This is a genomic window from Bacillus sp. 05T31 (assembly GCF_056396725.1).
Map to the genome: position 1 here is coordinate 1 of NZ_JBFTMA010000051.1, position 12,409 is coordinate 12,409.

The window sequence follows — 12,409 nt, forward strand, 5'->3', positions numbered from 1 at the left end:
CCATTTTATGAGTACAGTCACTTAACATCTTAGCAAAAAGAAAATTTTTCTTTTTTATTGTATGATGATAATTAAGTAGAATATATTATCTCTAATACATATGTATGGACTAACAATTCTAATCATAAGGGGGAATTATATGGTTTTACAGTATAAAGAATTTGGAGATTCAAGCTCTCCACTTATGGTTTTTATTCATGGGGGCGGAGTCAGTGGATGGATGTGGGACAAACAAATTAAACATTTTACTAACTTTCACTGCCTTGTTCCTGATTTACCCGAGCAAGGGGAAAATAGTAGTAAGGATCATTTTTCAATACACTTTAGTGCTGAAAAAATCATTGAATTAGTTGAAGAAAAAGGACAAGGTAAAACTGTTATAGTAATCGGTTTTTCGTTAGGTGCTCAAGTATTAATTGCAATGCTCAGTATGAAACCAAACTTAATTCAATACGCTATGATAAATAGCGCATTAGTTAAACYAAYTCCTTTCGCTAAAACATTAATAAGATCCCTTGKCTTAACCTATCCACTTATAAAGAGTAAGACGTTTTCCAAAATACAAGCAAAATCAATGTRCATAGATGAAACACAATTTGATAACTATTATCATGAAAGTTGTCAAATAAGTAAAAATACATTTGTGAGGATATTAGAAGAAAATATGTCGTTTACAATACCAAAAGGTTTCGAGAATGCTAGTAGCAATATATTAGTGACTGTTGGAGAAAACGAAAAAAGAATCATGAAAGACTCGATGACTGCAATCCTTGAAAGCAATCCTAMTTGCACAGGTATTATCATTCCTAAAATCGGTCATGGAATCCCTTTAGCAAATCCCAAACTATTTAATACTTTAATTGAAAACTGGCTTAAGTATGATAACCTACCAGAAGAAGTAATGACAGTCAATTGAGTTCCTTATCTTAATAAACCATGTTGTATTTRTAGCTCTAACCCCCCTCGAAGCTGCTTAATCTCAAAATTTTATTAACAAAGGTCTCATTACTTTCAATGAGACCTTTCAATGTTCCCTACTTTTTACGACGTACTACAAAAACACACGTACCTATGGAAGATACAATCGCTAAAACTGATAAGACAATTGCTATTGTTTGCATATTACTTGTACCTTCATTTTTTTCCACACTAGATACTTCACCATGTTCTCCTGTTAATGATGTACCTTTTGCAATCGTAGTAAGTGARTGGRGCTTTTCAGCTTTCTCATCGCCTGTCCATTCAACAATTTCTCCATCTTTATATTGTTGATATGCATTCCAAGCTATTTGTTGCTCTTTATCTGGATTTTTAGCAACGAAAGTAAATCGTTGGAACTGACCAGGTAAAATCCCTTCTCCTGTTGCTTCCCATATTACAGTTTTAACTTTTCCAGCTGCATCTTTTTGTTCTTCCACTTTCCACCCTGGCACTGGCTCGTACTGTTGAAACTCGACTCCAGACGGTATTTTCAGTGTGACTTTTGTTGTTGCCATATTCTTTTCAACAGGTACCTTTATTGTATAAGTCTCCCAAGAGCTAACGTCAGAAGTTGCTGGTTTCACAGTTACGTGAGCACTAACAGGTAACGAAAAAATCCCCATTGCAATTATTGTTGCGATCATTGTTGTTCCTAATTTTTTTATACGTTTCATTTTCTATAAACTCCTTTTCATTTATAACGTCTTTTTTATCTGCCACCTACAATAAATTTATAATCCGTATCGAAACTATCAAGAGATTTTGTTAATCCGTGAACTTGTATATTCCAGTTTCCTGTCATGTTAATATACATACCTTCCGCTTCATATTCTCCCGGTGACACTGCCGAAACTTTAAATGAACCTTTGCCCATATTCATATCTAAAGATTGAGTCTTCAATACAATTTGTTCCATATCAGTAACAGGCTGTCCATTCTCATCCTTCAAAGTAATATGAAATGTATTCTGTCCTACCTTATTAGGACTTACATGTAAAGTAAGTTCATATCCATTATCTAATTGTTTACTCTCTGTAAAAGGTCCCGTAGGAGGCATCGGCGGCGTTTGTACATTTGTCATAAACGCTACGATTACGAAAACGATAATTCCAATGATAAACTCTACTTTCACCGTAGCTCCTAACCTTTGCTGCGCTCGCATTCTCCCTTTCACATAATGAATAATTCCCAATATCCCCATACACACGAATAAAAGTATCTTTGCTAATAAGGCCAATCCATACTTCGTATCAAATAGGGAATGGATCGTGGGAATAAAAAATGTACTGTTAAAAAGACCCGTTAATAAAATCACTATGACGGCACCTGTTGCCCATGGCGAAAAACGCTTAATCGTATCCCAATACATAGTCCACTTGTCATCCTCTTTACGTAAAAGAAGAACAATCGATGATAGCCCCCCAATCCATAACGAAGCTGCGAATAAATGCAGAAAGTCCATAACGACAGCAATTTCTTTAAACCTTATACCATATGCGTGACTATTAAAGGCTTTCATAACAAGTAACCCAATAAATAATACAATTGGAATGCTCCATACTTTAAACGACGAAAGCTTCTCACGCTTCACCGCAAAATATGTAACAATCATAAGCGTACTAATAAGAGCCATTTGAGTGATCCATACATAACCAAAAACAGATAGCTGTAATGTTTCTTTTAACAATATAGGATCGAATGCTTCTAGCCATGAAACATCAGCATTTATTTTCGCTTGCAATGGTAGATTGAATAGTAAACTAATAAATATCCCAAATAATGATATCCATATTATTTTTTTACCCCTTGATTGAACTCGGGTTGCATTCCCTTTATACATAATAAGATTAAAGAATAGAACTCCTAAAAATAGTGAGAAACTTGTATATAGAACCCCACGTTCCATGATCATATCGATTTGCGGGACATAGCCCATCTCTTCCACTTGTATATCATCTGTTCCCGCTTCTGCTGACCCAATACGGAATGGAATAACTCCTTGAATTGGATGTCCATCTGCTGAAATAGCTTTCCACTGAATAGAGTAGAGACCATTTTTGAGATTCTTTTTTAACCCAGCTTCTAATATTTTTTTGTTTTTCTTATCAATATGAGCATCTTTTAAATCTACTCTTTTACCTGAGGTATCTCTTACGAACAATGTATTAAAACTTGAAACTTGTATGTCCTCATCGAATTCAATTTTCACAACAGATGGCGCTTTTTTCAACGTTTCATTTTCATTAGGGTTTGATTTCACAACATACGCATGAGCAGATGCGCTTTTTGGTATCAATATGATAAACACGCACGCTATTAATAGCCATGCCCCTAACCTTCTCATTACTTTCACACTCATTTCACTTCTTTCTTTTTCGTCACTACACTTTCATTACTTTTTACTTCCCAAGTTTTATTTCTTGATAAAATATTAACCTTATTAAGTATAAGGATCTATACCGTATTACTTTCTGTTTATCGCTCACCTCTAAACTTTCAATATATTAGTAACTACTATCATAGATACAACTTACATTTTTAAAGTCGGTTATTATTATAGCATAAAATATATTTATGTTAGTTTCTAAAGAAGAAAAGTTATCGTGAATCATTTGTGAAGGAAATGTGAAATGAATAAATTAAAAAATATGAAGAAAGTTGTTTTACATAAAGACGAGGATTTGAGAGAGGCTACCAATATAAGGACCGATAAATATGCCATGGAGATTTCAGAAGAGTATATGAATCAATCTAAAATACAAAGTGTACATTCATCTAAAAAATTGCAAGACACAAATGATAAATTAAAATAAAAAAGTGGCCGAGAGCCACTTTTTTATTTTATAATTAAGCTTGTTCAGAATTTCGAACATGTAATGGTGGAGGCACTACCCCCCCCTTCTTCTTGCTTAAACGTAGTAATGTTACCCCTGCTTGTGCTTTCTTCATGTGAATTTGTCCAAAAAGCATGCCTACATCTTCTCGAAGGCATTTCCCCATAACTTGGCTACAAGTTACTAATCCTGCTGCAAGAGCTGTTGCAACGGCTGCTGCGATTTCTGCATCGTTGATGCGTGCACCAGGAGGAATGTCTTCAATAGAAGCAATCGGTCTTTCTGGAGGCGCTGGTGGTAAAGCCACTCCATTTACCTTTAAAAGGGYTTTTAGCTCTTCTATTTCAGRAGTCATATCATTCTCAATTAAGTTTTGTAAAAACTTCTTTAAATCTTCATCACCTGTRTGATTCATAAATACTTGATGTCCRGCAACAGCTCCTTGTGTGGCAAGAAGATAACTCCAAATATCAAATACCTCYCCATAATGTAAAGGTTCATTTTGAGGGTTTCCACTTAATACACCCATTTTAAAAAGCCTCCCTTTCGAAAATATCATCATAAGTATATTTTTCAATATTGAAAATAAATTTTTAAGTATGTTTTTTCCTACAAAATATTTTTTATCATGCATGGGAAACACCTTCCCAACAATGTATGTTTGTAGTCTAGTAAAGAAATTTGCAAATAAAATACTCAAAGATTATTAAATAAGCTTATCAATAATCTTTGAGTGAGAAATCGCTTACTATAAGGGTTTATCTTTTAATGAATGAACGAAAAAAGAAATTGATTTTAAAAGCTACTATATTTTACACTAATTTATTAATTGAACTTAGCGATTAACTCCACCGCCAAGTTGTTGTTCAGCCATTGCAACTAAACGTTTTGTGATTTCGCCACCAACAGAACCGTTTGCACGAGCTGTTGTGTCTGCACCAAGTTGTACACCAAACTCTTGTGCAATCTCATATTTCATTTGATCAATTGCATTCTCAGCGCCTCTAACTAATAGTTCATTACGACTTCCACTATTATTGTTTGCCATATTGTATCACCTCCTATGTTTTTAATATGCTACGAATCATGGAAAATAATTACCCCTTTTTATGGAAATTAAATTCGATTATGTATAAATGTTGATTTTCTTCTCAAAATAGGGTTAGAAGACATAGGGAAGAAAAGGCACCATAAAACACTTTCATAACAATGTTGTGTATACGTCCTGATTCTCTTTTGGTCTCTTTTTGATAACTAAAAAATGATTGCTATATTACCAAGAGATAAATATAAAGTATGTTTTGAGAAAATGTTAAAAGAGGAGACATGTGATTATGAAAGCTGTAACCTATCAAGGGCCAAATCAAGTACAGGTTAAACAAGTTGACGATGCAAGATTAGAAAAAAAAGATGATATTATTGTAAAGATTACTTCAACCGCTATTTGTGGTTCCGATTTACATTTATATCAAGGTAACATGCCTTTACCTCAAGGTTATATTATTGGCCATGAACCAATGGGAATTGTTGAAGAAGTAGGTCCTGATGTCACTAAAGTAAAAAAAGGAGATCGTGTTGTTATCCCCTTTAATGTTTCATGCGGGCATTGTTTTTATTGCCAGCATGAAATGGAAAGTCAATGTGACAACTCAAATCCTCATTATGACTCTGGTGGATACTTCGGTTATACAGAGAAATTTGGTAACCACCCAGGCGGGCAAGCAGAATATTTAAAAGTTCCTTTTGGAAACTTTACTCCATTTGTTATACCAGAATCATGCGAACTTGAGGATGAGTCCCTCCTTTTTTTATCCGATGTTTTACCGACAGCTTATTGGAGTGTAATAAACGCAGGTGTAAAATCAGGTGATACTGTCATCGTACTTGGTTGTGGACCTGTTGGATTAATGACACAAAAATTTGCTTGGATGAAAGGTGCTAAGCGTGTAATTGCAGTTGATTACTTAGATTACCGGATAAATTATGCAAAAAAGATTAACAACGTTGAGGTATTTGAGTTCACGAAATATCCTGATATGGGAGAACATTTGAAGGAAATTACGCATGGTGGAGCCGATGTAGTCATTGATTGCGTGGGCATGGATGGAAAGAAATCACCTTTGGAATTTCTTGAACAAAAATTAAAATTACAAGGTGGAACCCTCGGTCCTATTCAAATTGCTACAAAAGCAATAAGAAAATATGGGACGTTCCAAATGACAGGTGTTTATGGTGGCAACTATAATGCATTTCCACTCGGCGCATTTTGGGTTAGAAATATTAACCTTAGAATGGGACAAGCACCGGTTATTCATTTTATGCCCGAACTGTATGAAAAAATAATGAAGAATGAATTTGATCCAAAAGAGATTATTACACACAAAATTCCCCTTGAAGAAGCGAGTTATGGCTATCAAATATTTAATAATCGTGAAGACGATTGTATAAAAGTTATTTTGAAACCTTAAAGGACTCCTTGCTAATTACTTAATTTCAGTTATTTTTTATGCTAAAGATAAGAATAAATCCAAGATCTTATCTTTTTTACTTAAAAAAATAAATATATTTAAGTTTGACAAAAAGGCTTCTCATTTTAAGAGCTAGCCTATAAATACTTTCTTTTTTACCAGAAGCTCATAGTTATCTTTAATTAACTGGATTTTTAATCTCAAAATCAACTATTTAATTACTTAATCTATAAAATAAAAGATAAAAAATAAAGCTGAACAAGAGTATTTATACTGTTCAGCTTTATCCAATAAAATCTAATTATAATATTTTTTGTATTATTGTAACTGCTGATTAATAGGCTGATAAATACTTGCTATAGCTTTTATTTCAGAATCTGGTGCTGGTGATAACGGATAGTAACCTTTCTTCACCATGTATTGCCAAATATCATACGCATGTCTACTACTATTTAAAAAGGCTTTTTCTAAAAAAGACCTCAAACTTGGATTTGCACATTCCAATAAAGCCCCAGCATAATTTAATGCAGCTGATTTTTGATTTAAGAGATAGCCCGTAGCAATTGCTCGATCGTTCGGAGGTGCTCCATTTATACTAGGTGCAACAGGTGGATATTGTTCAATAGGTGCTTTTAAATAAGAAACCAATACTGGATTTAACTTAGAGGGCTGAAAAYGCTCAATATCGGGCGTACTCTGGCTTTGGACAAATTCTACTTTTAAATTATAGTCTTCCACATGGAGCGGAAAATGTTGCTGTAATAATTGTTTTAATTCTAAATCTTGTGCTTGCTGAATGTATGTACTCATCGTATTAATTGTATTGTAACAACCAGCAATTAATTCACTTAAATCACGTAACTCATGTGTAGCTAATTGCATTTTTGAACCCTCCTTTTCAAAGTTTTTTTAGTCTCTCCCAAAATATAAAAAATATATGAAGTGCATATGAATTTTCTTATTACTCATACTATAACTATTCATTTTCTTTATATGAAAGGAGAAGTTTGAAATGCACACGGTATGGAAGGGTTCTCTTTCACTCGGATTATTAAGCATCGGAATTAGGCTATATAGTGCTGTAGAAGAGAAAGATATTAAATTTTTAAGTCTTCATAAGGAATGTCTTACTCCTATTAAATATAAAAAGATTGCTCCCGATTGTACGGATATCGAAGTAAGCGATGAAGAAATTGTGAAAGCTTATGAATATGCGCCGCATAAATATATAATTGTTGAAGATAAAGAATTAGAAGCGCTACAAAAAAAACATGAGCCGCGAATCATTCGCATTTCATCTTTTATCCAAGATGATGAGATTGATTCAATTTCTTTCGATCGTTCCTATTTTGTTGGTCCTACCCATGGGAATGAAAAGCCCTATTTATTATTAAAAGAAGCTTTAGAGAGAACAAATAAACTTGGTCTTATTCATATTACTATCCGTAAGAAACCACATCTAGCTATTATTCGCAGCTTTCAAGAAGGCCTTATTCTACAGACCATCCATTATCCTGATGAGATTCGAAATATAAAAAACATGCCCGATCTTCCAAATAATGAAGAGTACCCTATTCACAAACAAGAATTAACTACAGCAATAAATCTAATTCATCATCTAACCACTCCGTTTGAACCAGAAGAATATGTAGATGAATATAAAGAAGCACTTACTGATTTTATAGAAGAAAAAATCGAACAACAAGAAAAGAATGAAACTATATACCCTAATCCAAATATCATAAATATTATAGAGACATTAAATGCTAGCATTGAACAAGTAAAACAACAGAAAGACAAGAAAAAAGAAGGAATAAACGAAAAAAAAGCCACATGATCGTGGCTCTCTTATCTACTGTTACAAAGGATTACACTTTGGCATCTCTAAACCAGATGATTGTGCTAATTTTAATAAATAATAGCATTCCTCTCTCGCCATGTGGTCTGCCATTCTCGCAGATAATGAGCTTAATATTTGCTCAGATAATTCTAATTCTTCTATTTCATGAAGAAAATGCGAAAATAAGTTCAGTTCTAATGAAACATCTTTCGTAAATTTCTTTAAAGCTGGAAAATGCTTAAGTTCTGTACGTAAATACCCTGTCATTTCAACAGCTTTTAAATAAAACTGCTCAAAATGTTTGGCGTACATCTCACTCTTCTCTTTCAATCGTTTTTCTACAAGGTCTAACTCACCTGAAATAGAGCCAGCATGACCAGCCGCATCTGTTAACCACACAAGATGGTAATGTAGTTCATGAAAAATAGGTGGTACTTCCCCTTTTATTAAATATTTTAATACTGTTATATACTCTTCTACTTCATTTACCATATGATTAATGAAAGTTGGAGTAAAGTGGATCACAATTTTCCCTTCCAATTGCTTTTGTATAATACTCAACTTAAATAGTCTAATTTCTTCTGCCAATTGTTTAACATCTTTCGCAAATTCAATTAAATTGACAGTATTAATACGACTTAAAAACCCATCAAATTTCTCTACAAAATATATGGCCCTTTGAATATCTGCAGTTTCTTTTGGAGCTAAAGCATCTAAAAGGAATTGTGCATGATCCCCAAGAACTCTAAGCCAAAATTTATGTTCAAACAATGCGCTGTCTTCATAAGTTCGATTCATCCCATTTCTCCTCCTTACCAACGTGTCTTTCATACTGATTAATACTAATAACATATATAAAATATGAATTTTAGCTATTTTTAACAACGTAAAAACCCTGAATTCCGCTCAAAATTATTATGGAGATATATAAACGAAATTAAGAATACCTCAATTAATTCCAGGAATAAATTACCTATATTTAGTTAATATAACTATTGTTATCTATCATAAAAAAGAGGTGTATACTATGTTTTATTATAAAGAGGAATTAATTAATATTATTAAGCTGGACAAACCAGATCCAGTTGCTGCAAAAGTTCTACAAGAAATATTAGGTGGGCATTTTGGTGAAATGCGTACAATGATGCAATACTTTTTCCAAAGTTCAAATTTTAGAGGTAAAGAGAAGCAATATCGTGATTTACTTCGAGGTGTTTTTTTAGAAGAAATAATTCATGTGGAACTTGTACAAAATACAATTAATTAACTATTAAATGGAGCTGGTGAACCTACACCAGGCAATGCTGGTATTGACAAAGCACCGCTTGATGAGGCGGTTAAGCATTCAAACCCTCATCACTTTATTGTAGGTGCTCAAAGTTCATTGCCTGTTGATGCGGTTGGAAACCCATGGAATGGATCTTGGGTATATAGTCATGGAAATTTAATTAGCGATTTACTAAATAATGTAGTACTTGAATCCACAGGTGTACTTCAAAAAACTAGAATTTATGAAATGAGTTCAAATCAAACCTTTAGAGAAACACTTGCATTTTTAATTGTACGTGATAATGCACATCAAAATGCCTTGGCAAAAGCACTAGAAACATTAGGTGTTGAGTGGGGAAAACTTTTCCCTATGCCGAACTATGATATTAATAAGTACCCAGAGTGCAGAAAGTATGTAAACATGGGATTCCATAATGCACAATTTAATTTTAGATTAGATCCAACAAAAATGGGAGAAATATTTCAAGGGGAATCACCAAGTAGAAACAAGGGAATATTAACAGTAACTGAACCACCAAAAGGTTTTCCTGTACCAGAACTTCCTGAAATGCCCAATGAGCATAGTCCTGGATTAAAAGATATGGATTTTTGAGATATTTATGGCCAACTATTTATTAATGGTTGATCCTAAACCTTTACATGAATTCAAGTAAGCTTGTTTTTAAAAGGAGGATATTCAGTTTGAGTACAACAAATGATACACTATCCATTGTTGCTTTAGGTGGTGTTAATGAAATCGGTAAGAATATGTACGTAATACAATATTCGAATGACATTGTAATCATTGATTGTGGTTCTAAGTTTCCGGACGAAAGTTTATTAGGAATAGATTTAATAATACCTGATATTACATATTTGCAAGAAAATAAAGATAAAATTCGAGGCTTAGTCGTTACACACGGACACGAAGATCACATTGGTGGTATTCCTTATTTTTTAAAGCAATTGAATGTGCCAATTTACGCAACCAAATTAACCTTAGGCTTAATCAGCATTAAATTAAAAGAACATAAACTTCAAGATTCAACACAATTAATTGTTATTGACTCTGAATCTTTAATTGAGTTTGGACAGATAAACTTATCCTTTTTTAAAACAAATCATAGTATCCCGGATTGCCTGGGGATTGCTTTTCATACGCCAGAAGGTACAGTAGTCCATACAGGTGATTTTAAATTTGATTTGACCCCCGTAAACAATCAATATCCAGATATTCATAAAATGGCTAATATCGGAAGTAACGGCGTTTTAGCCCTTCTCTCAGAAAGTACGAATGCCGAACGTTCTGGATTTACTCCATCAGAACGGTTAGTAGGTGAAAAAATTGAAGAAGCATTTATCAAAGCTCATAGAAAGGTTATTATCTCTACCTTTGCTTCTAATGTGAATCGTGTACAGCAAATAGTAGATGCCGCTTTGAAAACAAATAGAAAGCTGGCCCTCCTTGGAAGAAGCATGGTAAATGTAGTTTCTGTTGCCTTAGAACAAGGATATTTGAATATTCCTGAAGGAATGTTAATTGAAGCAAATGAAATTAATCAAATGGATCCCGAAAAAGTCGCTATACTTTGCACCGGTAGTCAAGGTGAACCTATGGCTGCTCTAGCCCGGTTATCTAGTGGGAATTATCGCCAAGTTGATATTTTACCGGGTGACACAGTCATTTTGTCTGCAACTCCCATACCAGGAAATGAGCGTAATGTTTCACGTATTATAGATAACTTATTTCTATTAGGAGCTAATGTTATTTATGGATCTGGAAGTTCAACAGGAATGCATGTTTCTGGACATGCCTATCAAGAAGAACTAAAATTGATGCTTACTTTAATGAAACCCAAATATTTTATTCCCATTCATGGCGAATTTAGAATGCTGCATCATCACCGTCGATTAGCAGAATCCGTTGGTGTCGAGAAAGATAATATTTATGTTATTGGCAATGGAGATGTTGTTGATATTAAAAAGCAGAATGCAATGCAGACCAGACGTATACCTGCCGGTAATATATATGTAGATGGATTGGGTATTGGAGATGTTGGGAACGCCTTATTGCGCGATCGTAAACAACTTTCTGAAGATGGTATGCTTGTAATAGTTATCACCTTAAGTAAAACGGAAGAAAAAATAATTTCTGGCCCAGACACAATTTCTCGTGGCTTTGTATACGTTCGCGATTCAGAAGATTTCTTAAAGAAAATTAATGAATTAGTTGTAGAAACTATCAACAAATTAAAAAAAGCACATATTTATCAATGGAATGTTCTAAAAAGAGAAATAAGAGAAGCACTTGGTCATTTTATATACTCACATACAAAAAGAAAACCAATGATCCTTCCTATCATAATTGAAGTTTAAATCGCTTACTTACTTTATTTAACAATTATTTCCTTGATCATATCAACTATTATTTAAAGCATTTTTTCTAAATGAGCATGGTATTTATAACAGCTGACATTCATAATCTCAAGACCTCCGGTAACTTCATCTAAAAAAAGTGCCCTTAGATTTATCTAAGAGCACTTTTTATGAAACATTATTTTTCATTAGCTTATGAACCACTTTATGATAGCAACCATGTTTTGCTATTTGCCTAACATCATCTACTTCAATTTCTATTACCTCTGTAATATCTACAACAATTGTATTTTGGAGAACATTCACTACATATCCTGTTAAATGTTTAACCTAATAATAAAAATGATTCTGTCACCATAGAACTCCAACCTTTACTAATTTTCCAAAATCTCCTTAAATTCCTTTTTTGCAATTTCAAAAAAGCATGACATAAAATTGTCATGCTTTTCCTTATATAATCTAACAATATTCTAAGTGTATATCTTTCATGTAGCGTGTATAACTTTGTTGTAGAATGTACAACCTTCTTATAACATGTATAATTTTTTTGTCATTTCACAGTTACGTTATTACGTAACACCTCTTCTCAAGTATAAACTTCCTTTATTTCTCTTCTGGATAATCACAATACTCAATAATTG

At 33.3% G+C, this 12,409-nt stretch carries 11 protein-coding genes and 2 pseudogenes; 6 read left to right on the forward strand and 7 right to left on the reverse strand.

Going from position 1 to position 12,409, the window contains the following annotated elements; translation table 11 throughout:
* Positions 1 to 139: 139 nt before the first annotated feature.
* Complete coding sequence (locus AC1DJR_RS05505; protein ID WP_477002179.1) at positions 140 to 916, forward strand: alpha/beta fold hydrolase; 777 nt, start codon at positions 140 to 142, stop codon at positions 914 to 916.
* A 118-nt stretch (positions 917 to 1,034) separates the two neighbouring features.
* Here the strand turns inward: AC1DJR_RS05505 and AC1DJR_RS05510 are convergent, their stop codons facing one another.
* Together AC1DJR_RS05510 and AC1DJR_RS05515 are read right to left on the reverse strand one after the other, a co-directional pair.
* A complete protein-coding gene (locus AC1DJR_RS05510) occupies positions 1,035 to 1,655 on the reverse strand; it encodes a YcnI family copper-binding membrane protein (RefSeq protein WP_477002180.1) in 621 nt (206 codons plus the stop codon).
* Positions 1,656 to 1,690: 35 nt separating this feature from the next.
* Positions 1,691 to 3,340, reverse strand: coding sequence for a copper resistance CopC/CopD family protein (locus tag AC1DJR_RS05515; RefSeq protein ID WP_477002181.1), 1,650 nt, complete (start codon positions 3,338 to 3,340; stop codon positions 1,691 to 1,693).
* A gap of 271 nt (positions 3,341 to 3,611) precedes the next feature.
* Here AC1DJR_RS05515 and AC1DJR_RS05520 point away from each other — a divergent pair, with 271 nt between their 5' ends.
* Entirely contained in the window at positions 3,612 to 3,794 is a 183-nt protein-coding gene (locus tag AC1DJR_RS05520; RefSeq protein WP_429691739.1) for a hypothetical protein, read from the forward strand.
* Positions 3,795 to 3,828: 34 nt separating this feature from the next.
* Here AC1DJR_RS05520 and AC1DJR_RS05525 read toward each other — a convergent pair whose 3' ends face one another.
* Both AC1DJR_RS05525 and AC1DJR_RS05530 read right to left on the reverse strand, forming a co-directional pair.
* Positions 3,829 to 4,344, reverse strand: coding sequence for a DUF3231 family protein (locus tag AC1DJR_RS05525; RefSeq protein WP_477002182.1), 516 nt, complete (start codon positions 4,342 to 4,344; stop codon positions 3,829 to 3,831).
* A gap of 306 nt (positions 4,345 to 4,650) precedes the next feature.
* A complete protein-coding gene (locus AC1DJR_RS05530) occupies positions 4,651 to 4,863 on the reverse strand; it encodes an alpha/beta-type small acid-soluble spore protein (RefSeq protein ID WP_000002836.1) in 213 nt (70 codons plus the stop codon).
* A 286-nt stretch (positions 4,864 to 5,149) separates the two neighbouring features.
* Between AC1DJR_RS05530 and AC1DJR_RS05535 the strand changes: the two genes are divergently transcribed.
* Positions 5,150 to 6,283 carry a zinc-dependent alcohol dehydrogenase gene (locus tag AC1DJR_RS05535; protein ID WP_477002183.1) on the forward strand — a complete coding sequence of 378 codons (1,134 nt, stop codon included), beginning with the start codon at positions 5,150 to 5,152 and terminating at the stop codon, positions 6,281 to 6,283.
* Positions 6,284 to 6,601: 318 nt separating this feature from the next.
* On the opposite strand, the gene AC1DJR_RS05540 is transcribed toward AC1DJR_RS05535, so the two are convergent.
* Positions 6,602 to 7,165, reverse strand: a complete 564-nt coding sequence (locus AC1DJR_RS05540; RefSeq protein ID WP_477002184.1) for a spore coat protein — start codon at positions 7,163 to 7,165, stop codon at positions 6,602 to 6,604.
* Between the two features lie 130 nt (positions 7,166 to 7,295).
* Between AC1DJR_RS05540 and ku the strand changes: the two genes are divergently transcribed.
* Positions 7,296 to 8,120 carry a non-homologous end joining protein Ku gene (ku, locus tag AC1DJR_RS05545; protein ID WP_429688199.1) on the forward strand — a complete coding sequence of 275 codons (825 nt, stop codon included), beginning with the start codon at positions 7,296 to 7,298 and terminating at the stop codon, positions 8,118 to 8,120.
* A gap of 21 nt (positions 8,121 to 8,141) precedes the next feature.
* Here the strand turns inward: ku and AC1DJR_RS05550 are convergent, their stop codons facing one another.
* Positions 8,142 to 8,921 carry a DUF2935 domain-containing protein gene (locus AC1DJR_RS05550; protein WP_429688200.1) on the reverse strand — a complete coding sequence of 260 codons (780 nt, stop codon included), beginning with the start codon at positions 8,919 to 8,921 and terminating at the stop codon, positions 8,142 to 8,144.
* A gap of 229 nt (positions 8,922 to 9,150) precedes the next feature.
* Here AC1DJR_RS05550 and AC1DJR_RS05555 point away from each other — a divergent pair.
* A pseudogene (locus tag AC1DJR_RS05555) lies at positions 9,151 to 10,005 on the forward strand (manganese catalase family protein).
* A 47-nt stretch (positions 10,006 to 10,052) separates the two neighbouring features.
* Positions 10,053 to 11,768: a ribonuclease J gene (locus tag AC1DJR_RS05560; protein ID WP_429688201.1), complete on the forward strand. Its 1,716-nt coding sequence runs from the start codon at positions 10,053 to 10,055 to the stop codon at positions 11,766 to 11,768.
* Between the two features lie 168 nt (positions 11,769 to 11,936).
* On the opposite strand, the pseudogene AC1DJR_RS05565 reads toward AC1DJR_RS05560, so the two are convergent.
* A pseudogene (locus AC1DJR_RS05565) lies at positions 11,937 to 12,089 on the reverse strand (DUF2187 domain-containing protein); the annotation flags it as partial.
* Between the last annotated feature and the right edge of the window lie 320 nt (positions 12,090 to 12,409).